The organism is Rhodoferax sp. GW821-FHT07F03, from assembly GCF_059418745.1.
Genome location: NZ_JBWKQM010000006.1, coordinates 38,469 through 60,721 on the forward strand (window position 1 = coordinate 38,469; position 22,253 = coordinate 60,721).

The 22,253-nt window shown below is 63.5% G+C and carries 21 protein-coding genes; 14 read left to right on the forward strand and 7 right to left on the reverse strand.

Going from position 1 to position 22,253, the window contains the following annotated elements:
* Positions 1 to 48: 48 nt before the first annotated feature.
* Positions 49 to 2,442, reverse strand: coding sequence for a UvrD-helicase domain-containing protein (locus tag AC07R0_RS10055; protein ID WP_495104706.1), 2,394 nt, complete (start codon positions 2,440 to 2,442; stop codon positions 49 to 51).
* Positions 2,443 to 2,463: 21 nt separating this feature from the next.
* Here AC07R0_RS10055 and AC07R0_RS10060 point away from each other — a divergent pair, with 21 nt between their 5' ends.
* On the forward strand, positions 2,464 to 3,141 hold the full coding sequence (locus AC07R0_RS10060) for a hypothetical protein (RefSeq protein WP_495104707.1): 678 nt from the start codon (positions 2,464 to 2,466) through the stop codon (positions 3,139 to 3,141).
* Positions 3,142 to 3,198: 57 nt separating this feature from the next.
* Positions 3,199 to 3,882 (forward strand): CBS domain-containing protein, encoded by a 684-nt coding sequence (locus AC07R0_RS10065; protein ID WP_495104708.1) that lies wholly within the window; start codon positions 3,199 to 3,201, stop codon positions 3,880 to 3,882.
* Positions 3,883 to 3,964: 82 nt separating this feature from the next.
* Here the strand turns inward: AC07R0_RS10065 and AC07R0_RS10070 are convergent, their stop codons facing one another.
* Positions 3,965 to 5,179 (reverse strand): DesA family fatty acid desaturase, encoded by a 1,215-nt coding sequence (locus AC07R0_RS10070; RefSeq protein ID WP_495096026.1) that lies wholly within the window; start codon positions 5,177 to 5,179, stop codon positions 3,965 to 3,967.
* A 120-nt stretch (positions 5,180 to 5,299) separates the two neighbouring features.
* Complete coding sequence (locus AC07R0_RS10075) at positions 5,300 to 6,571, reverse strand: RsmB/NOP family class I SAM-dependent RNA methyltransferase (RefSeq protein ID WP_495104709.1); 1,272 nt, start codon at positions 6,569 to 6,571, stop codon at positions 5,300 to 5,302.
* Between the two features lie 44 nt (positions 6,572 to 6,615).
* On the opposite strand from AC07R0_RS10075, the gene AC07R0_RS10080 reads away from it, so the two are divergent.
* Positions 6,616 to 6,858 (forward strand): DUF1653 domain-containing protein, encoded by a 243-nt coding sequence (locus AC07R0_RS10080; protein ID WP_495104710.1) that lies wholly within the window; start codon positions 6,616 to 6,618, stop codon positions 6,856 to 6,858.
* Between the two features lie 7 nt (positions 6,859 to 6,865).
* On the opposite strand, the gene AC07R0_RS10085 is transcribed toward AC07R0_RS10080, so the two are convergent.
* On the reverse strand, positions 6,866 to 8,002 hold the full coding sequence (locus AC07R0_RS10085) for an ATP-binding protein (protein WP_495104711.1): 1,137 nt from the start codon (positions 8,000 to 8,002) through the stop codon (positions 6,866 to 6,868).
* Complete coding sequence (locus AC07R0_RS10090) at positions 7,990 to 8,730, reverse strand: response regulator (RefSeq protein WP_490592569.1); 741 nt, start codon at positions 8,728 to 8,730, stop codon at positions 7,990 to 7,992. Before AC07R0_RS10090 ends, AC07R0_RS10085 begins: the two co-directional genes overlap by 13 nt.
* A gap of 220 nt (positions 8,731 to 8,950) precedes the next feature.
* On the opposite strand from AC07R0_RS10090, the gene xopAW reads away from it, so the two are divergent.
* On the forward strand, positions 8,951 to 9,880 hold the full coding sequence (gene xopAW, locus AC07R0_RS10095) for a XopAW family type III secretion system calcium-binding effector (RefSeq protein WP_495104712.1): 930 nt from the start codon (positions 8,951 to 8,953) through the stop codon (positions 9,878 to 9,880).
* 36 nt (positions 9,881 to 9,916) lie between these two features.
* Here xopAW and purN read toward each other — a convergent pair whose 3' ends face one another.
* On the reverse strand, positions 9,917 to 10,510 hold the full coding sequence (gene purN, locus AC07R0_RS10100; RefSeq protein ID WP_495096031.1) for a phosphoribosylglycinamide formyltransferase: 594 nt from the start codon (positions 10,508 to 10,510) through the stop codon (positions 9,917 to 9,919).
* On the opposite strand from purN, the gene AC07R0_RS10105 reads away from it, so the two are divergent.
* Positions 10,509 to 11,171, forward strand: a complete 663-nt coding sequence (locus tag AC07R0_RS10105; protein WP_495104918.1) for a YceH family protein — start codon at positions 10,509 to 10,511, stop codon at positions 11,169 to 11,171. The genes purN and AC07R0_RS10105 overlap by 2 nt on opposite strands.
* On the opposite strand, the gene AC07R0_RS10110 is transcribed toward AC07R0_RS10105, so the two are convergent.
* Positions 11,168 to 11,725, reverse strand: coding sequence for an HNH endonuclease (locus tag AC07R0_RS10110; RefSeq protein ID WP_092758048.1), 558 nt, complete (start codon positions 11,723 to 11,725; stop codon positions 11,168 to 11,170). The two genes, AC07R0_RS10105 and AC07R0_RS10110, sit on opposite strands and share 4 nt — an antisense overlap.
* Positions 11,726 to 11,901: 176 nt before the next feature.
* Here AC07R0_RS10110 and AC07R0_RS10115 point away from each other — a divergent pair, with 176 nt between their 5' ends.
* From AC07R0_RS10115 to AC07R0_RS10155, 9 genes are all read left to right on the forward strand, one after another.
* Positions 11,902 to 12,939, forward strand: a complete 1,038-nt coding sequence (locus AC07R0_RS10115) for a bifunctional riboflavin kinase/FAD synthetase (protein ID WP_495104713.1) — start codon at positions 11,902 to 11,904, stop codon at positions 12,937 to 12,939.
* 95 nt (positions 12,940 to 13,034) lie between these two features.
* A complete protein-coding gene (ileS, locus tag AC07R0_RS10120) occupies positions 13,035 to 15,857 on the forward strand; it encodes an isoleucine--tRNA ligase (protein WP_495104714.1) in 2,823 nt (940 codons plus the stop codon).
* Positions 15,857 to 16,366 carry a signal peptidase II gene (lspA, locus tag AC07R0_RS10125; RefSeq protein WP_495104715.1) on the forward strand — a complete coding sequence of 170 codons (510 nt, stop codon included), beginning with the start codon at positions 15,857 to 15,859 and terminating at the stop codon, positions 16,364 to 16,366. Before ileS ends, lspA begins: the two co-directional genes overlap by 1 nt.
* Positions 16,367 to 16,497: 131 nt before the next feature.
* The gene (locus AC07R0_RS10130; RefSeq protein WP_495104716.1) at positions 16,498 to 17,499 is read left to right on the forward strand and encodes a LacI family DNA-binding transcriptional regulator; all 1,002 of its coding nucleotides are present in this window, start codon (positions 16,498 to 16,500) and stop codon (positions 17,497 to 17,499) included.
* A 43-nt stretch (positions 17,500 to 17,542) separates the two neighbouring features.
* A complete protein-coding gene (locus AC07R0_RS10135) occupies positions 17,543 to 18,553 on the forward strand; it encodes an ABC transporter substrate-binding protein (protein ID WP_495104717.1) in 1,011 nt (336 codons plus the stop codon).
* A gap of 33 nt (positions 18,554 to 18,586) precedes the next feature.
* Positions 18,587 to 19,396: an ABC transporter permease gene (locus AC07R0_RS10140; RefSeq protein WP_495104718.1), complete on the forward strand. Its 810-nt coding sequence runs from the start codon at positions 18,587 to 18,589 to the stop codon at positions 19,394 to 19,396.
* A 4-nt stretch (positions 19,397 to 19,400) separates the two neighbouring features.
* Entirely contained in the window at positions 19,401 to 20,195 is a 795-nt protein-coding gene (locus AC07R0_RS10145) for an ABC transporter permease (RefSeq protein ID WP_495104719.1), read from the forward strand.
* A 134-nt stretch (positions 20,196 to 20,329) separates the two neighbouring features.
* Positions 20,330 to 21,388, forward strand: coding sequence for an ABC transporter ATP-binding protein (locus AC07R0_RS10150; RefSeq protein WP_495104720.1), 1,059 nt, complete (start codon positions 20,330 to 20,332; stop codon positions 21,386 to 21,388).
* A complete protein-coding gene (locus tag AC07R0_RS10155) occupies positions 21,385 to 22,209 on the forward strand; it encodes a phosphodiesterase (protein ID WP_495104721.1) in 825 nt (274 codons plus the stop codon). The genes AC07R0_RS10150 and AC07R0_RS10155 overlap by 4 nt, the downstream gene beginning before the upstream one ends.
* Positions 22,210 to 22,253: the final 44 nt, after the last annotated feature.

The following is a 22,253-nucleotide window of genomic DNA, read 5'->3' on the forward strand; positions in this document are numbered from 1 at the left end:
ATGACAGCCAGAAGACACAAACCGGATACACGGCAGATACCTTGTGTATCAGGGCACGGGTGTCAATTTCGCAACACTTAACGCCAGCCACTTCACGCCGTGGCGTGGAAAGTTGATCTGTGCGCGCGCGTCATCGCCCTTACCCTCCAACAAATTGACCTTGCCTTCACCGAACTTGGTGTGGAACACCTTCATGCCCACGCGCAGGCCGTGGCTGGGTGCCTCTTTCTGCGGTGGCACAGGTGGGCTGGCAAAGGGCGCATCTTCTTTATTGAATCGGCCTCCAGCGCTGTATCCGCCTGCGCTAGCAGCTCCGAATTTAGGAGCAAAGCTGGAGGTGCCGTAGCCCGCGCTTTTGGAGGTGATCCACTTCAACGCGGACTCCGGCAGCTCTTCAAAGAAGCGGCTGCGCGGGTTGTAGCGCGTCTGGCCATGCAGCAGCCGGCTTTGCGAGAAGCTCAGGTACAGGCGCTGGCGCGCGCGGGTGATGGCGACATACATCAGGCGGCGTTCTTCCTCCAGGCCCTGGCGGTCACTGAGCGAGTTCTCATGCGGGAACAGGCCCTCTTCCATGCCACCGACGAACACCGCGTCGAACTCCAGGCCCTTCGCCGAATGTACGGTCATCAGTTGCACCGCGTCCTGGCCGGCCTGGGCCTGGTTGTCGCCAGCCTCCAGGGCAGCGTGGGTCAGGAAGGCGGCCAGCGGCGACAGGGTTTCACCACTGTCCTGGTCCAGGAAGCCGTCGGCAGACGGCGCGTTCGGGTCCAGGCCCTGGCTGACAGGTGACTGGCTGAGCTCGTCCACCGGCAGGGCCACGGCATCGCGGCCAAAGCCTTGCTGGGACACAAAGCTCTCAGCGGCGTTGACCAGTTCTTCCAAGTTCTCCACCCGGTCTTCACCCTCACGGTCGGCCTTGAAGTGGGCCATCAGGCCGCTGTGCTCCAGCACCAGCTTGATGATGTGGGCCAGGCTGCTGCCCTGGGTTTGTTCACGCAGCACGTCCAGCTTGGCAACAAAGGCGCCGAAGTTGGCCCCCGCCTTACCGGGGATGGCGCTGACCGCATCGTGCAGCGAACAGCCGCTAGCGCGCGCCGCGTCCTGCAGTATTTCCAGGCTTCGGGCACCAATGCCGCGCGGCGGGAAGTTGACCACGCGCAGAAAGCTGGTGTCGTCGTTGGGGTTCTCCAGCAGGCGCAGATAGGCCAGCGCGTGCTTGATTTCAGCCCGCTCGAAAAAGCGCAGGCCGCCGTACACGCGGTAGGGAATGCCGGAATTGAACAGCGTGGTTTCGATCACCCGGCTTTGCGCATTGCTGCGGTAGAGTACGGCGATCTCCTTGCGCTCCATGCCATCGCGTACCAACTGCTTGATTTCATCAACGATCCACTGGGCTTCGTCCAGGTCACGCGGGCTTTCCACCACGCGCACCGGCTCGCCGGGGCCCTGGTCGGTGCGCAGGTCTTTGCCCAGGCGGTTGCTGTTGTGACTGATAAGGTGGTTGGCAGAGTCCAGGATGTTGCTGAAGCTGCGGTAGTTTTGCTCCAGCTTGATCTGCTGGGTAACGCCAAATTCACGCACGAAGTCGGCCATATTGCCCACCCGCGCGCCGCGAAAGGCATAGATGCTCTGGTCGTCGTCGCCCACGGCCAGCACGCTGCCACCGGGGATGGAGGTGCCGGCGGCCAGGTCTTTCTCGCCATAGCCGCTGAGCATCTTGATCCAGGCGTACTGCAGCTTGTTGGTGTCCTGGAACTCGTCGATCAGGATGTGGCGAAAGCGGCGCTGGTAGTGCTCGCGCACGGCATCGTTGTCACGCAGCAGCTCGTAGCTGCGCAACATCAGCTCGCCAAAGTCGACCACGCCTTCGCGCTGGCACTGCTCTTCATACAGCGCATAGATTTCTACCTTCTTGCGGGTTTGCGGGTCGCGCGCCTCGACCATGCTGGGGCGCAAGCCCTCTTCTTTGCAGTTGCCGATGAACCACTGGGTCTGCTTGGCGGGGTATTGCTGGTCGTCGATGTTGAACTGCTTCATCAGGCGCTTGATGGCGCTCAACTGGTCCTGCGTGTCCAAGATCTGGAAGGATTGCGGCAGATTGGCCAGCTTGTAATGGGCGCGCAGCAGGCGGTTGCACAGGCCATGGAAAGTGCCAATCCACATGCCACGCACATTGATGGGTAGCATGGTGCCCAATCGAACCACCATCTCCTTGGCGGCCTTGTTGGTGAAGGTCACGGCCATGATGCCGCCGGGCGTAACGCGCCCGGTTTGCAGCAGCCAGGCGATGCGGGTGGTCAGCACCCGGGTCTTGCCAGAGCCGGCCCCGGCCAGAATCAGCGCATGCCCGGTCGGCAAGGTCACTGCGGCCAGCTGCTCCGGGTTCAGGTTGTGTAAGAGCGGCGAATTTTCTGCGACCAAGGGTGTATTTGCTGAGAACATACGTCGATTGTAGGAACCCCCATGAAACCCAGACTTGCCGTCGGCCCCGCCGCCCTGTTCGCTGCCCTGATCCTGGGTCAGCCTGCCATCGCCCAGTCCAGCTGCTCCAGCGATGGCCAGCCGGCCTTCCAGGCCATACGAGACCGCTTCATCAGCGCCGACTGCGAAGCCTGCTGGAGCAATCCCCAAACCGCGCTCCCCAGCCCGCAAGCCATCGCGCTCGACTGGATACTGCCCGGCGCGCTCGGCGAAGATGCGCCCTTGTCGGCCGCGGCCCGCCCAGAAGGCCTGGAGCGCATGCGAGCGAGGCAGCAGGCAGCCATCCACGCAGCCCCCCCGCCGTCGCTGCAACCCCCCCCGCAACTGCGCGTCGCACGTGGGCCGCTGCTGAGCGGCTATGTAGGCACCTCCATCGCACTGCTGCCGGCAGACACTCCAACCGGGCCGCTGAAGGCCTGGCTGGTGTTGGTAGAAAGCATCCCAGCCGGAGAAGACGGCACACCGATCACACGCAACCTGGTACGCAACGCACTGGTGCTGGATTGGGCCCCCACGGCCAATGGCTGGCAGGAGCTGCGCGCCATGTCCGTACCGGAAGGTGCCAAACCCGAGCGGCTACAGGTCATAGGCTGGGTAGAGGATGCGGGCGGGCACCCCCTGGCGGCAGTGCAGTCCCACTGCGAGGCGGAAGTGGAATAAGCCTTCCGCCCGCCGGCGCAATATGGTACTTTGCGCCTGCGCAGGAGGGTTTTGTACATGTTTTCGGTCTACGGGGTTTCGGGCAGGGTGTTCACGGGCACCGTAGAGCAGTTGCGCCATATCGACCAGGTGCATGCCGTGGCGCGCATGCACCGTATCGAAAACAATGAGCTGGAGATCCTGCCCGAATTCCCCCAAGAAGTGGAAGCCCCTACGGCGCAAGAGCACACGCACAAACCACTACCCAACCCGGCGCTGGCCGCCTACGCGCAAGCCGCCCAACCAGACACGCCCCGTCAGCCGTTGACCCATGTGGCGCAGCTGATGACCCAGCCCGCCACCACCATCCAGGCCGATACCCTGCTATTCGATGCCGCCGACCTGTTGGCCCGAAAAAGAATTGGCCAGGTGCCGGTACTGGACACGAATGGCCAGTTGGTAGGTATGTTGCTGCGTGCCGACCTGTATCGCACTGATCTAGCGCCCAACACATCCGGTCTGCCCAGTGCACCCGACTACTGGGCCACCCGCATGGCGCAGCCGGTCTCCGCCGTCATGTGGACGCCAATAGCCAGCGTCTCGGCAGACACCGACATCCGCCGGGTGGCCAGGGTGCTGCTGGATACCGAACTGCCGGGCCTGCCGGTGGTGGATGACGTCGGCAAGGTCATGGGCTTTGTGTCACGTTCCGACATCTTGCGCGCCGTGGCCATGGACCCGCCGCTCGACGTATGGGGTTAGAACATAGTCCGTGGCTAGCCCAGACGTAAAAAAACCCGCCGCAGCGGGTTTTTTTACGTCCCCGGCACGCCGGGAACCACTATCAGGCGTGCGCAGCGCGCAGCTTTTGCGAGAACTCTTGCAGAGCAGCGATACCGCTGCTTTCGGCGCGGTGACACCAGGCTTGCAGATCAGCTGTCAGCTGTTCGCGCGACTGCGAGGTGTTCAGCCACATCTGGCGAAGTTCTTCGCGCATCACCACCATCTTGTCCAGTACCGGATGGGCGGCACGGGCCTGGGCCAACTGGGGCTGGGCAGCCGCAGGCACTTTTTCAGCGTCGCGGTGCATCCAGCGCTTGGCAGCTTGCAATGCGGACAGATCACCCTTGCGGGCTTTCAGCGTTTCCAGCTCGGCCTTGCAGGCTTGGCGAAGTTCACGGGCATAACCGGCCATGACTTCGTAACGGTTGGCAATCAGCGCTTCCAAAGTCTTTTCGTCGGCTACAGGCTTGATGGCGCCGAGTTGCAGCTTGGGCGGCGTCTTCTTGACCTTGGCCCAGCCGATCTTCTCCATCATGCTGATGTAGACCCAGCCCATATCGAATTCATAAGGCTTGACCGAGAACTTGGCCGAGGTTGGGTAGGTGTGGTGGTTGTTGTGCAACTCTTCGCCGCCAATGATGATGCCCCAGGGCGAGATATTGGTGCTCGCGTCCGGTGCTTCAAAGTTGCGGTAGCCCCAGTAGTGGCCAATGCCGTTGATGATGCCGGCAGCCGTCACCGGAATCCAGATCATCTGCACTGCCCAGACCGACAGCCCGGCAATACCGAACATGGCCAAGTTCAGGATCAGCATCAGGCCCACGCCTTGCCAGCTAAAACGGGTGTACAGATTGCGCTCGATCCAGTCGTTCGGGCAACCATGGCTGAACTTGGCAACGGTTTCCAGGTTCTTGGCTTCCTTGCGGTACAGCTCGGCACCGGTCCAGAACACGGTTTCAATACCGTGGGCGTGCGGGCTGTGCGGATCGTCCTTGGTTTCGCACTTGGCGTGGTGCTTGCGGTGCACGGCCACCCATTCCTTGGTGACTTGGCCAGTGCCCAGCCAGAGCCAGAAGCGGAAAAAATGCGACGGAATCGCGTGCAGATCCATCGCCCGATGCGCCTGGTGGCGGTGCAGGTAGATGGTCACGCTGGCGATGGTGATATGGGTGGTGACCAGCGTGTACAACACGATCTCCCACCAAGACAGGTTCCACAAGCCGTTTGCAAGCCAGTCAACGGCTGCGTTCAACACAGCCCAATCGGGTAACAACATAGGTAAATAGCCTCGTTTTTAGAGTGGGCTCGCCGCGTATCCCGGGCGCGCCAACCCTCTATTCTAGGTTGGAGCACTCAATTTACCTAGAGAGCAACCCCAAGCAACACACGCATTGCCTTATTTTTTCTGCCAAACTGCAGCAAAAAAGCCATCCGTGCCATGGCGATGCGGCCACAAACGCAGGTACTCGCCGCCCGTTACCGGACCGCTGCACAAGCTGGCTGCGTTCTCCACCTTTAAATGGGTCAGCAAGTCGACTGTTTCAAGGGGGGTGAATTCGGGATTCGCCGCCGAGAAGGCTTGCGCAATAGCCTCGTTTTCCTGGGGCAGGATACTGCAGGTCGCATACACCAGGCGACCGCCCGGCTTCAGCAAACGGGCCGCACTTTGCAAGATCGCGGTTTGCTTGACCACCAGCTCTTCGACCGCCTTGGGCGATTGACGCCATTTCATATCAGGATTGCGGCGCAGCGTGCCCAGGCCGGAGCACGGTGCATCGACCAATACGCGGTCGATCTTGCCGGTCAGGCGCTTGATGCGGTCGTCGCGCTCATGGGCGATAGCGGCGGGATGCACATTCGACAAACCGCTGCGCGCCAGACGTGGCTTGAGCGCATCCAGGCGGTGGCCCGAGGTGTCAAACGCATACAGGCGTCCGGTGTTGCGCATGCTGGCGCCAATCGCCAAGGTCTTGCCACCGGCGCCAGCACAGAAGTCCACCACCATTTCGCCGCGCTTGGCATCCAGCAGCAAAGCCAGCAGCTGCGAACCTTCGTCCTGCACTTCGATCGCACCGCGCACAAAGGCGTCCACCTTGGTCAATGCAGGCTTGTCCGTCAAGCGCAAGCCCCAGGGCGAATACGGGGTGGCAACCGACTGGATCCCAGCCTTGGCCAGTTCTTTTTGCACATCATCACGTTTGGAGTTCAAGGCGTTGACGCGCAAATCCAGGCCGGCGCCATGGACCAGGCTTTCCACCAGCGGCCAGAACTCGTCCTTGAGCTGCTCTTTCAACGGCTGTACCAGCCATTCGGGCAGGTTGTGGCGGTGGCGGTCCAGCAGGTCTTCCTGCTTGACCTTGTCGCAGTTTTCCAGCCAGGTTTTCTCTTGATCGTTCAGGGCCGCGTACAAAAAGTCGCGTGGGCCATGGAAGCCCAAAATCGCCATACGACGCTGCTTGGAGCCGCTGCCCGAAGGGGCCAAATGATCGAACAGTAGTTTTTTGCGCAGAACCGTGTACACGGTTTCCGCCAGCGTGGCGCGCTCACGCGGGCCCAGCGAGCGGTTGTCGCGGAAGAAACGCGAAACCACCGAATCGGCGGGATGTTCAAATTGGAGCGCGAGGCGGACGAGTTCAGAACACTCGTCAAGAAAGTCTTTAGGATGCATAAGCCCGATTGTCCCACGTCCCCTTTTTTTCACGAACCTGCACCATGTCTGACGCCGATTTGCCTCCGTTGCACCCCACCCCGCCAGGCCGCTACCGCCATTACAAAGGCATGCTGTACGAAGTCATCGACACCGTGCGCCACAGTGAAACCCTGGAACCCATGACGCTGTACCGCGCGCTCTACGGCGAACACGGCCTATGGGTGCGCCCAGCGGCCATGTTCGCCGAAGAGGTGGTGATAGACGGCGTGCGCCAGCCGCGTTTCACCGGCCTGCAGGACGCTTAGAACGTATTCAAGGTCTTAAGACCGGCTGAACAGCCAGGCGCGGTAGCTGCAGCGTGGCGACCAACCCAGCGGTGTCACCGTTGCGCAGCGTCAGACTGCCCTGGTGGCGGCGCGCAATGTCCAGCGAAATCGACAAGCCTAGGCCTACGCCGGCGGTATTGCGCCCGGAAGTCTGCTGGAAGCGGTAAAACGGAGCCAACACCTGGATCAGCTCAGACTCCGGCAGGCCTGGGCCGGGGTCGTGCACTTCAATGGAGAGCTGCTCCGGGCTGTCCACCATCTCGATATGCGCCGCACCGCCGTAACGCACCGCGTTGTCCACCAGATTGTTCAGGCAGCGGCGCAAAGCCGATGCTTGCGCCCGCAACGGCGCAGCCGTACCGCCAAAATCCACGCGAAAACCGCAGTCCTGCTGGTCATCCACCAGGCTTTCAACCAAGGCAGCCACGTCCAGATGCACCCAGGGTTCCTCTTGAGCGGCACCACACAGATAGTCCAACGTGGCGGTAATCATCTCGTCCATCTGGACGATGTCGTTGCGAAAAGCGTTCTTCTGGGTCGAGTCGCCCAGCCCCTCGGCCCGCAGGCGCAAACGCGTCAAGGGCGTACGCAAATCATGCGATACGGCGGCGACAAAGCGATCGCTCTCCACCAGTTGCTGGCGGATCTGCGACTGCATCTGGTTGAACAAGCGGCTGGCATCACGGCATTCCCGGGGCCCATCTTCCGGCAAAGGCGGATGGTCCAGATCCTGGCCCAGAGCCTTGGCGGCGTTGGCCAGTCGCCGCACCGGGGCCGATAACCAACGGGCTCCGATCCATGCCGCCACCACCAAAGCAGCCAGGCGTACGCTGATGTCCAGCCACAGCGCAGAAGCAGGCGGCGCCATATCGTCCGGAGGGCCAGACTGTGGTGGCGCAGATGCGGGCAGGCCAAACTCTATGAGTGGCTTGGCACCCGGGCGTAGCACGGGGTTCGGCAACGGTGGCGCCGCGCGCGGGTCCCGCACAGGCGGGCGCATATGGAACATCATGGCCAAAGCCAGCACATGGCCAGTCAAGACACCCACCGACACCAACACAGCCAAACGCCCAAACAGGGTGGACGGCAACAGTCGCGAAATCAGGCGCCTCAGGACGTCCACGAAGGTTGACCCTGCACAGACTGCACGGTAAACATATAACCCGCGCCGCGCACGGTTTTGATCAGCGATGGCGCGTCGGGAGACTCGCTCAATTTCTGCCGCAGCCGCGACACCAGCAAATCAATGCTGCGCTCGTACGCATCCATGGCCCGGCCACGCGCCTGCTCCATCAGTTGCTCGCGGCTGAGCAGCCTGCGAGGCATGCCCAGGAAGGCCAGCAGCAGGCGAAACTCCGCGTTCGATAGCGGCACCACCAGACCGGACGGCGAAGTCAAGCGACGCTCATGGCGTTGCAGTGCCCAGCCATCGAAGTACACCACGTCTCCGCCCACCTCTTGCAGGATGCGGTCGTGCACGGTGGCGGCCCGGCGCAACACGGTCTTGATGCGCGCCACCAGCTCACGCGGCTCGAAGGGCTTGCTCATGTAGTCGTCGGCCCCCATTTCCAGACCAAGCACTCGGTCGTAGGAGTTGGTGCATGCCGTCAGCATGATGATGGGAATGCGTGAGCGCTGGCGCAACTCGCGCGTCAGGGCCAAGCCGTCCACACCGGGCAGCATCATGTCCATCACCACCAGATCAATAGGCTGTGCAGCCAGTTGCTGGCGCATGCTGGGCCCGTCGTGGGCGGTATGCGCGCAAAACTCAAAACCCGTCAGGTATTCCTGTAGCAGATTGGTAATGCCGGCATCGTCGTCCACGACCAATATTTGGCGTGAGGGGTTCATATTTCATCCATTTCGCCGAAAAGTGTAGGGAGAGTACCCCCCCTTAAAGACACAAACAGGCAGGTCTTTACCTTTCTTTTCCGCCTCTTAAACAAGCTTTTGTACCAACTTGGATACACGGTTGACAAACAAGCTTTACACGTGGCGTAAAAAATACAGTAGTCGCCCAAACCACTTGCTGGGGTGACATCCCACCCTCATCCGCCTAAAGGAAACAACGATGTCCAGCATCAGCAGTGTCAGTAACAGCAGCAACGCGTGGGCCTCAACCGGGGCGACACGCGGCGCCCCCAAAGACAAACTCTTCAGCCTGGTCGATTCAGACAAAAGCGGTGGCATAGACACCGACGAGCTGAAGACCCTGATGGAGCAGGTCACCAAGAAGACCGGTGTGGCTAACAGCAATACCGCCGCCGAACTGATGACCAAGCTGGACACCAATGGCGACGGCAGCCTGGACGGCACCGAACTGCACAACGGAATCACCAGCATCGTGCAGCTCCCGTCCACCATGGACTTCGCGCAAAGCCGTAGCGACAGCAGTACCGGCGCTACCGGCCAGGCCGGCGACGATCTGTTCTCCAAGGTGGACAGCAATGGCGACGGCAGCCTCAGCTCCAGCGAATTCACCGCACTTATGGACAAGATGTCGGCCAGCGGAGACGCAAACGCCACCGATAGCAGCAGCGACAAATTTGCCAGCCTGGATACAGATGGCGACGGCAAGCTGACCCAAAGCGAATTCGACGCCGGACGTCCTTCGGGCGCAGGCGGCCCCCATGGCGCGGGCGGCCCGCCGCCCACCTCCAGCAGCAGCGACAGCACCACCTACGACCCGCTGGACACCAACAAGGACGGCATCGTGTCCGCCGCCGAGGCCGCCGCGGGCCAGGCCAACGGCACGGCCGATACCATGCAGGCCCTGCTCAAGGCAATTGACACCGACAAGGACGGCAAGCTCAGCAACACAGAAGCCGACACCTTCGTCCAACAGGTGGCCGCCGCCGTGGACACCTTGCAAAAGTCCTCCAGCAGCACAGACAGCATTGACCTGAACCAACTGGCCCAGCAAGTGCTCAAGCAATACACCCAGATCGCTGCGGGCTCCGCCAGCAGCAACACGGGTAGCACCGTCAGCCTTACGGCATAAATACGGCTCCAGCGCAGGTAATACCTGCGCTGGTAGCTACATATTTCGCAGCAAATCCGCCACCACGCGCGGATACAGCAGGTGCTCCTGCGTGAGCACGCGGGCAGCCAGCAGTTGGGCCGTGTCACCTGGCAAGATGGGCACCACCGCCTGGCCAAGGATGGGCCCGTGGTCCAGCTCGGCCGTTACCTGGTGCACGGTGGCACCGGCAAATCGGCAACCCGCATCCAGTGCACGCTGGTAGGTATTCAACCCGGTGAAGGCCGGCAGCAAAGACGGATGGATGTTCACCAGCCGGCCCGCATAGTGCTCCACAAAACCCGGCGTCAGGATGCGCATAAAGCCGGCCAGCACCACCAGCGCGGGCTGGTGGCGGTCTATCACCTGCATCAACTGGGCGTCAAACGCGGCACGCGGGTCGGGTGCCTCGGCAAAGGCCTTGTGCTCCACCACCTCGGCAGCCAGGCCCTGGGCACGCGCAAAGTCAAGCCCCGCCGCCGTGGCTTTGTTGCTCACCACCGCCACTACCTGGGCTCCCAGGCGCTTGGCCCAGTCGTCGCGTTGGGCCGTGCGCACGATGGCCGCCATATTAGAGCCACCGCCTGAGATCAAAATAACAATATTCTTCATACTGACCGGAATTATCCCTGTGACCACCACCCTCTCGCCCAACGAAGCCCGCGTACTTGCCACGCTGATGGAAAAAGCCCGCACCGTGCCCGACAGCTACCCCATGTCGCTCAGCACCCTGCTGGCCGGTTGCAACCAGAAAACCAGCCGCGACCCGATCATGACCCTGAGCGAGGCCGAGATCGCCGAGGCCCTGGGCACGTTGAAAGACCTGGCCCTGGTGCGCGAATCCAGCGGCAGCCGGGTCACGCGCTTCGAGCACAACTTCCAGCGCGGCATCGGCGTACCCGAGCAATCGGCCGTCATCCTGGGCCTGCTGATGCTGCGCGGCCCGCAGACCGCCGGCGAGCTGCGGCTGAACACCGAGCGCTGGTACAAATTTGCCGATATTTCCTCGGTCGAGGGTTTTCTGGACGAAATGCTGGAGCGCAGCGAGGAAAAAGGCGGCCCGCTGGTGGTCAAACTCGCGCGCGCACCGGGTGAGCGCGAGCAGCGCTGGGCGCATCTGCTGTGCGGGCCGGTGGACATCAACGCCCCTGCAGCCCCCGCGGGCAGCGGCAACACGGGCCGGCTGGAAGCCCGTATCGAAACCCTGGAAGAAGAAGTGGCCCAGTTACGGGCCACGGTGCAAAAACTCTGCGCTGAGTTAGGGATCAGCTAAATCAAAAGCCGCGACGACTTCGGCACATGGGCCATCAGAAACTCCATCTGGTCGGCCAGGATGCGGCGGTTGCGCAGGATGAAGTCTTCCCACAGGCTGGGCACGTAGGGCGTGTACAGCAGGGGCATGTGCGCCTGTTCGGGCGTGCGATTGCTCTTGCGGTGGTTGCAGGCGCGGCAGGCGGTCACCACGTTCATCCAGGTGTCGGCGCCCTTCTGGCCCAGGGGCTTGATGTGTTCGCGGGTCAGCACTTCCTCGTGGAAGCGGTTGCCGCAGTAGGCGCAGACATTGCGGTCGCGGATGAACAGCTTGGCGTTGGTCAGGCTGGGGCGCAGGTCGAAGGGGTTGATATTCGGCACGCCACGGGTGCCGATGATGCTGTTGACGGTGATGATCGACTGCTCGCCCGTAATGGCGTTATGCCCGCCATGGAACACCGCAACCTGCGCGCCCATCTCCCAGCGCACCTCTTCGGCCGCGTAATGGACGACGGCTTGCTCCAGCGAAATCCATGACTGGGGCAACCCTTGGGCTGAGAGCTTCAAGACCTTCACAACACGCCTCCTGGATCGATAAAAGACCACTTACCGGAAATGCTAGGCAGGGCGCCAACCCGCTGGTGAACGCCTTGCATCTGTCTGCTGCGTCACAATATACATTGTTTCTATGAACATTGAGCTGACAGCGCTTATTACACGGGCGCAATACGCTATCAAAAAGATAACGATCCATGCTGGTTTTTCGTGGCTTCCACCATCCGGGCATAGCCCCCCACTGCGCGCTCACCATCGGTAATTTCGACGGCGTGCACCGCGGTCACCAGGCCATGTTGGCGCTGCTGATCAACGAAGCCCGGCACCGTGGCGTACCCAGCTGCGTCATGACCTTCGAGCCGCACCCGCGCGACTACTTCGCCCAGGCCACGGCCCAGCCCAGCCTGGCGCCGGCCCGCATCGCCACCCTGCGCGACAAGCTCACCGAGCTGCACCGCTGCGGCGTCGACCAGGCGGTGGTGCTGCCGTTTGACGCGGCTTTTGCAGCCCTAACCCCGCAGGCCTTCATCGACGAGGTGCTGGTGCGCGGCATGGGCGTGCGCTATGTGCTGGTGGGCGACGACTTCTGCTTCGGTGCCAAGCGTGCCGGCGACTACGCCATGCTGGACGCCGCCGGCGAGGCCCGGGGCTTCGACGTGGCGCGCATGAACAGCTACGAGGTGCATGGTCAGCGCGTGTCCAGCTCCGCCGTACGCACCGCGCTGCAAGCCGGGCGCATGGCCGACGTCAGCCGTCTGCTGGGCCGCCCCTACAGCATCAGCGGCCACGTGGTGCATGGGCGCAAGCTGGGCCGGCAGCTCGGCGAGTCTGCCGCCGGCCGCAACGACGGCTTTCGCACCCTGAATCTGCGTTTCTCGCACTGGAAACCCGCCGCCAGCGGCATCTTCGCGGTACTGGTGCATGGCCTGGATGCCAAGCCTTTGGTCGGCGTGGCCAACCTGGGCATACGCCCTTCGCTGGACCCGAATGACATCAACGGCGGCCGGGTGCTGCTGGAAACCCATTGCCTGGACTGGCCCGCCGCGCTGGGCCCCGAGGGGGCCTACGGTAAAATCATCCGCGTGGAACTGCTGCACAAACTGCATGACGAACTGAAATACGACAGTCTGGACGCCCTTCAAATCGGCATCGCCAAGGACTGCGCTGAGGCACGCGCCTATTTCAAGACCCTGCACGCAGAAACCAGCCGCCAGACAACGCGCGACCGAATTTAGACGATCGAGTTGCTGTCAGCAGACAGCCTGCCGATCTTGCAGCCCCCCTCTTTGTGTACGCCGGCTGTCTCCCTAACGTGCCATTCGAATATCCCATGACTGAATCCACCGCCCCCGACTACCGCAGCACCCTGAACCTGCCCGACACGCCCTTCCCCATGCGCGGCGACCTGCCCAAGCGCGAACCCGGCTGGGTCCAGGAATGGGAAGAAAAAGGCATCTACAAAAAGTTGCGCAACGCACGCATCAACGCGCCCAAGTTCGTGCTGCACGACGGCCCGCCCTATGCCAACGGCAACATCCACATCGGCCACGCCGTCAACAAGATCCTGAAGGACATGATCGTCAAGGCGCGCCAGCTCAAAGGCATGGACGCCACCTATGTGCCGGGCTGGGACTGCCACGGCCTGCCGATCGAGAACGCCATCGAGAAACTGCACGGCCGGAATCTGCCGCGTGACGAAGTGCAGGCGAAAAGCCGCGCCTTCGCCACCGAGCAGATCGCCGGACAGATGGCCGACTTCAAACGCCTGGGCGTGCTGGGCGAGTGGGACAACCCGTACCGCACCATGGACTTCGGCAACGAATCCAACGAGATCCGCGCGCTGAAACGCATCATGGAACGCGGCTTCGTCTACCGTGGCCTCAAACCCGTGTACTGGTGCTTCGACTGTGGCTCGTCGCTGGCTGAGTTCGAGATCGAATACGCCGACAAGAAGTCGCAAACCCTGGACGTGGGCTTTGAATGCGCCGAGCCCGAAAAGCTGGCCGCCGCCTTTGGCCTGGACAAGCTGGCCCAGCACGCTTACGCCGTGATCTGGACCACCACCGCCTGGACCATCCCCGCCAACCAGGCGCTGAACCTGAACCCGGCTCTGACTTACGCGCTGGTGCAGACCGAGCGCGGCATCCTGCTGCTGGCGGCTAACCTGGTGGAAAAAGCCATGGCCCGCTACGCATTGAACGGCACGGTGCTGGCTACCGCCCTGGGCGAGAAGCTGGAACGCATCAACTTCAAGCACCCGTTCTACGATGTAGACCCCGGCTACCAGCGCCTGAGCCCCGTCTTCCTGGCCGACTACGCGACAGCCGACGACGGCACCGGTATCGTCCATTCCTCGCCCGCCTACGGCGTAGAGGATTTCAACTCCTGCATCGCCAACGGCTTCAAGACCGACGACATCCTGAACCCGGTGCAAGGCAACGGCCGCTATGTGGACGAGCTGCCGCTGTTCGGCGGTCTCAACATCTGGAAGGCTGCGCCGCTGGTCATCGACAAGCTGCGCGAGCACGAGCGCCTATTCGCCACCGAGACCATCGCCCACAGCTACCCGCACTGCTGGCGCCACAAAACGCCGGTGATCTACCGCGCCGCCGCCCAGTGGTTCATCCGTATGGACGAAGGCCAGGGCGTGTTCACCAAGGACAAGGCGCCGCAAACCCTGCGCAAGCTGGCACTGGCTGCCATCGAAGAAACCAGCTTCTACCCCGAGAACGGCAAGACCCGGCTGCGCGACATGATCGCCGGCCGGCCCGACTGGTGCATCAGCCGCCAGCGCAACTGGGGCGTGCCCCTGCCCTTCTTCATCCACACCGCCACAGGCGAGCTGCACCCGCGCACCATGGAGATCATGGACCAGGCCGCGGCCATGGTGCAGGCCGGCGGCGTGGAAGCCTGGAGCAAGGCCACGGCCGAATCCATCATCGGCGCCGATGCGGAAAACTACACCAAGGTGAACGACATCCTGGACGTGTGGTTCGACTCCGGCACCACCCACGAACACGTGCTGCGCGCCAGCCACGCAGCCCAGTCGCAGTGGCCGGCCGACCTGTACCTCGAAGGCCATGACCAGCACCGTGGCTGGTTCCACAGTTCGCTGCTCACTTCGTGCGCGATGTACGACCACGCGCCCTACAAGGGCCTGCTGACGCACGGCTTCACCGTGGACGGCCGCGGCCGCAAGATGAGCAAGAGCGAAGGCAATGTGATCGCGCCGCAAGAGGTCAGCGACAAGATGGGTGCAGAGATCATCCGCCTGTGGTGCGCGTCCACCGATTACTCGGGCGACCTGGGCATCGACGCGAAAATCCTGGCCCGCGTGGTCGATACCTACCGCCGCATCCGCAACACGCTGAAGTTCCTGATGGCCAACGTCAGCGACTTTGACCCGGCCACCGATGCCGTGCCGTTCGACCAGTTGCTGGAAATCGACCGCTATGCACTCAGCCGCGCGGCCCAGCTGCAGGCCGACATCCTCGCGCATTACGAGGTGTACGAGTTCCACCCGGTGGTCGCCAAGCTGCAGGTGTATTGCTCGGAAGACCTGGGCTCGTTCTACCTGGACGTGCTGAAAGACCGGCTCTACACCACCGCGCCCAAATCACTGGCCCGCCGCAGCGCCCAGACCGCGCTGGCGCAAATCACACACGCCATGCTGCGCTGGATGGCGCCGTTCCTCAGCTTCACCGCAGAAGAAGCCTGGAAGATCTTCGGCAGCAGCGAATCCATCTTCCTGGAAACCTATGCCGAGCTGGCCGCGCCTAACGCGGAGCTACAAGCCAAGTGGAGCCGCATCCGCGAGATCCGCGACGCGGTCAACAAGGACATCGAAGTGCTGCGCGCCAATGGCGAAGTCGGCGCCTCGCTGCAGGCCAATGTGCACCTGACCGTGGCCGCTGCCGACTACGCCCTGCTGTCCAGCCTGGGTGCGGACCTGAAGTTTGTGTTCATTACCTCCGCTATCACTTTGGTAGCTGGTGACGCTTTCGCTATCAGCGTCACAGCCAGCTCTGACACCAAGTGCGAGCGCTGCTGGCACTACACGCCGGACGTGGGCAGCGATGCCGCCCACCCCACGATCTGCGGCCGTTGCAGCAGCAATCTGTATGGCGCGGGCGAAGTCCGCAAGGTGGCGTAATGGCGGGTAAAGGCAAAACCACTTTCGGCAAATCCAGCGCCAGCGTACTGCCCTGGCTGGGCCTGGCACTGATCGTCCTGATCTTGGACCAATTCACCAAGGTGCTCATCACAGGCTACTACCAGCTGGGCGACAGCACGCCCGTGACCAGCTTCTTCAACATCGTGCGGGCCCACAACACCGGCGCGGCGTTCTCGTTTCTGCACGACGCGGGCGGCTGGCAGCGCTGGTTCTTCACCGGCATCGGTGTGGCAGCAGCGCTGTTCATCGTCTGGATGCTGCGCAAGCACGCGGGGCAAAAGCTGTTTTGCTTCGCCATGGCCTGCGTGCTGGGCGGAGCCATCGGCAATGTGATAGACCGCGTGCTGCACGGCTACGTGGTGGACTTTCTGGATTTCTACTGGCGCAACATGCATTTCGCCGCCTTCAACCTGGCGGATGCAGCCATCACCTTGGGCGCGATCTGCCTGATCCTGGACGAGCTGCTGCGGGTACGGCGCGGCAAATAAGCCCCCACCCACCCAACACTGAAGCCCGCTGATGCGGGCTTTTTTTCGCCCCGCGTTTACTCCGGCACACCTGTCATCACGGTGTCACGCCCAGCTTGTCCAATGAAAACGTTTTCAGTCAGGACAACAACGTGAGCATCCGAGAAGTAGCAGAGCAAGCCGGCGTATCCATGGCCACCGTATCGCGGGTTTTCAACCGTCCCGACACGGTGAATGCCGTGACGCGCGCCCATGTGCTGCAGATGGCGCAAACCCTGGCCTATTTACCCAATGCCAGCGCCCGCAGCCTACGCACCCAGCGCAGCCGCGTGATTGGCGTGGTCCTGCCCACGCTGCTGAACCCGGTGTTCGCCGAATGCCTGGACGGCATTGCCAAGGCCGCCAGCGCCGCCGGCTACGCCATCCTGCCCATCACCACCGACTACCGGCTGGAAAGCGAAGAACAGGCCGTACAGCAGCTGCTGGCCGGCAATGTGGACGGCATGTTGCTGGTGGTGTCCAACCCCGCCACATCCACCGCGCTGGCCCGGCTGCGTGTGGCCCACCTGCCCTATGTGCTGGCCTACAACCAGCACCCAGACCACCCCTGCGTGTCGGTGGACAGCGAACAGGCCGTGCGCGAGCTGGTGGCGCGGCTGGCCGCACTCGGCCACCGCCGCATCACGCTGATCAGCGGCCAGTTGGCGGCGTCCGACCGGGCCCAGCAACGCCAACGCGGCTTCTGCGCCGGTATGCAAGCGCTGGGGCTGGATGGCACGCAGTGGCTGGAAGTGCCGTTTGTCGAAACCGCGGTGCAGGACATCCATGCGCTGCTGCAGTGCGGCCCCCACCCCACCGCCCTGGTCTGCTCAAACGACCTGCTGGCGATCCGCAGCATCCGCGCCGCGCACCTGGCGGGTCTGCGCGTGCCGCAGGACATCAGCATCACCGGCTTTGACGGTATTGCGCTGGGCGAAGACCTGACGCCGATGCTCAGCACCGTCACCCAACCGAACGCCGACATCGGCCGCCACGGCGTGCAACTGCTGATGGCTGCCATGGCCGCCGGCGCAGCGGTATCGCCCGACGCCAGCGTGCTGCTGGCCCATGGTTTTCGCACCGGGGAGTCCTGCGCCCCGGTGCTGCAGTCATAACAAGAAGCTACGTCCCCCACCCTTTTATTTCAACGGAGTTTTTATGCGTAAACCCTTCCAAACCCTGGCGCGCGCAGCGCTACTGGCACTCGGCCTGGCCGGCGCCAGCGCCTTCGCCCAAAACGCCATCTGCTACAACTGCCCGCCCGAATGGGCCGACTGGGCCAGCCAGATCAAGGCCATCAAGGCCAAGACCGGCGTGACCATGCCGCCGGACAACAAGAACTCCGGCCAGTCGCTGGCGCAGATGGTGGCCGAGAAAGCCAGCCCGGTGGCCGATGTCACCTACCTGGGCGTGACCTTCGCCATCCAGGCGCAAAAAGAAGGCGTGGTCGCCGCCTACAAACCCGCTGGCTGGGCCGATATTCCCGACGGGCTGAAAGACCCGCAAGGCCACTGGTTCACCATCCATTCCGGCACCATGGGCTTCATGGTGAATGTGGACGCGCTCAAGGGCAAGCCGGTGCCCCAGTCCTGGGCCGACCTGCTCAAGCCCGACTACAAAGGCCTGATCGGCTACCTGGACCCGGCCTCGGCTTTCGTAGGCTACGTGGGCGCCGTGGCGGTGAACCAGGCGCGTGGCGGCACGCTGGACAACTTCGGCCCTGGCATCGACTACTTCAAGGCGCTGCAAAAGAACGAACCCATCGTGCCCAAGCAAACTGCTTACGCCCGCGTGCTGTCGGGTGAGATCGCCATCCTGCTGGACTACGACTTCAACGCCTACCGCGCCAAGTACAAGGACAAGGCGAACGTGCAGTTCGTCATCCCCACCGAAGGCAGCCTGGTCGTGCCCTATGTGATGAGCCAGGTCGCCAATGCGCCGCACGCCGACAACGCCCACAAGGTGCTGGACTTTGTACTGTCCGACGAAGGCCAGGCCATCTGGGCCAATGCCTATCTGCGCCCGGTGCGCGCCACGGCCATGCCGAAAGAAATCCAGGCCCGCTTCCTGCCGGCCAGCGAATACGCCCGCGCCAAAACCGTGGACTACGCCAAGATGGCCGCGGTGCAAAAGGGCTTCTCGGACCGCTACCTGAAAGACGTGCAGTAAGTCTGCAAAGAATCTGCACAAGGGGCGCCCCGCATGACTTCCAACTCCCGCCTGCTGGGCGCCTGTGCGGCGCCGGCCGTGGCCTTTTTTGCCGCCTTCTGGCTGCTGCCGGTGGTGCGCCTGTTCGCCCTGCCGGCAGACAAAGGCTGGGCCACCTATTTCGCGGTGCTGACCGACAGCCGCTATCTGCGCAGCCTGCTGAACACGCTGGGCCTCTCATTGGCGGTGACGATGGCCACGCTGCTGCTCGGCGGCCTGGTCGGCATCACGCTGGCGCGGCAACGCTTCAAGGCCAAGCCGCTGCTGCTGTCGCTGCTGACATTGCCGCTGTCGTTTCCCGGCGTGATCATCGGCTTCTTCATCATCCTGCTCGGTGGTCGGCAGGGCCTGGTGGCCGATCTGACCGAGTGGCTGGGCCTGGGCCGCACGACGTTTGCCTACGGGCTGACCGGCCTGTTTCTGGGCTATCTGTACTTCTCGCTGCCGCGCGCCATCGCCACCTACACCGCCGCCGCCAGCGCCATGGATGCGCAGCTGGAAGAGGCCGCGCGCTCGCTGGGCGCGTCCCGCTGGCGCGTTGCCAGAGATGTATGGATTCCCGAGCTGGCGCAGACCACGCTTGCGTGTGGTGCTATCGTTTTTGCTACGTCCATGGGCGCCTTCGGCACGGCCTTCACCTTGGCCAGCAAGTTTGAAGTGCTGCCGATCACGCTCTATAACGAGTTCACCAACTACGCCAACTTCGCGCTGGCCGCCAGCCTGTCGATCACGCTGGGCAGCATCACCTGGCTGAGCCTGTTCCTGGCGCGCCATGCGGCCGGCCCGGCGGCGGCGGGAGCCTGACACCATGGCCCATCCACGACAACTCCCCTTCTTGCTGCCGGCGCTGACCGCGCTGGTCAGCGTCTTCATGATCGCGCCCATCGCTCTGTCGGTGCTGGCCGGCCTGGTCAACAACTACAGCACCGGCCTGGCCAGCGGCCTGACCCTGCGCTGGATCAGCGAGGTGCTGGACGTGTACGGCGGCACCGTGGCCGCGTCGCTGCTGCTGGCCTTGCTCAGCGTGGTCGGCAGCCTGCTGCTGGGCGTGCCTTGCGCCTATGCGCTGGCGCGCAGCAGATCCCGCTGGGCACGGCTGTTTGAAGAACTGCTGACCCTGCCGGTGGCCGTACCCGGCCTGGCCACCGCGCTGGCGCTGATCCTGGCCTACGGGCAGCTCAGCGGCTTCCGGCAGAGCTTTGCCTTCATCCTGGTCGGGCACCTGGTGTTCACCCTGCCCTTCATGGTGCGCACCGTGGGTGCCGCGTTCCGCCGGCATGAGCTGCTGGCGCTGGAGGAAGCCGCGCGCTCGCTCGGCGCCAGCTTTGCCCAGCGCTTCATCGGCGTGCTGGTGCCCGCCGTGCTACCCGCCATCGTCGCCGGTAGCCTGATGGTCTTCACCCTGTCGGTCGGCGAATTCAACCTGACCTGGATGCTGCACACGCCGCTGACGCGCACCCTGCCGGTCGGCCTGGCGGACAGCTATGCGTCGATGCGCATCGAAATCGGCTCGGCCTACACCCTGGTCTTTTTGCTGGTCATCCTGCCCGTGCTGTGGGGCCTGCAATGGCTAGGACACCTCATGGAAAAACGCAATGGATAAGAACTTAACTCTCAACGATGGACACAGCGCCTCCCCGTCCAGAAACCCGTGGAACCGGCTTTGCCGGGCCACTGGGTTTGCCCCCTGCAAGGGGGTTGGCGAAGACATGAAATGCGTAGCCTGGGGGTGTGCAGATGAACTTTGAACGCACGCGCGTCGATGTAGTCGACTGCGCCAAAACCTATGCCGATGGCACACGCGGCCTGCAACCCACCACGCTGGCCATTGAGCCCGGTGAGGTACTGGCCTTGCTGGGCCCATCCGGCTGCGGAAAAACCACCTTGCTGCGCCTGATCGCCGGGCTGGAAACGCCGGACGCCGGCAGCCGCATCCTGTTTGGCAGCGAGGACGTGACGGCGCTGGCGATCGAGCGGCGCGGCATCGGCATGGTGTTCCAGCACTACGCGCTGTTTCCGCAGATGTCGGTGGCGGCCAACATCGGCTACGGCCTGCGCATCCGCGGCGTCAGCGCCGATGAACAGCGCAAAACTGTCGGCGAGTTGGTGGATCTGGTCAGACTCAATGGCCTGGAAAACAAGCGCCCGGCCGAGCTCTCTGGCGGCCAGCGCCAGCGCGTGGCCCTGGCCCGTGCGGTGGCGGTGCGCCCGCGCGTGCTGCTGCTGGACGAGCCGTTGACTGCGCTCGACGCCAAGCTGAAAGAGTCGCTGCGCGACGAGCTGGCCGAGCTGCTGCGCCGCCTGCACATCACCGCCATCCACGTGACCCACGACCAGCAGGAAGCCCTGGCGATTGCCGACCGCCTGGCTGTGATGCAGGCCGGCCGCATCGTGCAGGTAGGCGATGGCGAGACGCTATACCGTCGCCCCGGCCACCCCTTCGTGGCGTCGTTTCTGGGCCGGGTGAATACGCTCAAGCGCGACACGCCAGCGCTGCTGCGCAATCTGCTGCCGCTGGGCGGCATGCTGCTGAAATGTCCACCGGCCCGCGCCGGCCAAAGCGCGCTGCTGGTGCGCCCCGAAGACATCCAGATCGGCCCGGTACGCTCCGGTGCCGGCCAGGCCGTGGTGCAGCGCCGCAGCTTTCTGGGTGACCGCTTGCAGCTCACGCTGGCGCTGGCCGACCAGGCGCCGCTACACGCCGAAGTGCCGCGCGACCACCCGGCCAAGGTGGGCGACACCGTGGGCATACACATCGCCCCCGAACGCCTGATGTCCTGCGAGGAAGCCACATGAGCACGCTGTTGTTGCAACTCTCCGACCTGCACATCCGCGAACCTGGCCGCCTGGCCTATGGCCGGCTGGACACCGCGCCGTATTTGCAACAGGCGGTGGACAGCATCCTGCGGCTGCCGCAGCAGCCCGATGCGGTGGTCATCACCGGCGACCTGACCGACTTCGGCCGCGCTGCCGAGTACGCGCACCTGCGTAGCCTGCTGGCGCGCTTGAGCATGCCGGTGTATCTGATGCCCGGCAACCACGATGACCGCGAACAGCTGCGCACCAGCTTTGCCGACCATGGCTATTTGGGTAGCAACGGCTTCGTGCAGTTCAGCGTGGCGGTGGGCGATTTGCAGCTGGTCGCGCTCGACACGGTCGTCCCCGGCGCCAGCCACGGCAGCCTGTGCGGCCAGCGCTTGCAGTGGCTAGCCGACACGCTGGACCAGCACCGCGACCGCCCGGTGGTCATCGCCATGCACCACCCACCGTTTGCCACGCTGATCGGCCATATGGACGACATCGGCCTGCTGCAAGGTGCGGCCGCGCTGGAAGCGCTGGTGGCGCGGCACCCGAATGTGGAACGCATCATCTGCGGCCATCTGCACCGCAGCATCCAGGTGCGCTTTGGCGGCAGCATCGCCATGACCGTGCCCTCGCCAGCCCACCAGGTGTGCCTGGATCTGGCGCCCGACGCGGCCTCGGCCTGGACGCTGGAGCCGCCCGGCTTCGCCCTGCATGCACTGGGCAACGGCGGCACACTGGTCAGCCACCTGGCGGCCAGCGGCAGCTTTGCGGGGCCGTACCCGTTCCACGATGGGGGCCAATTGATAGACTGAAGCCGCCCCGTTTGCTACGAAATTAGCAGCTGCTTGCGCAGGTA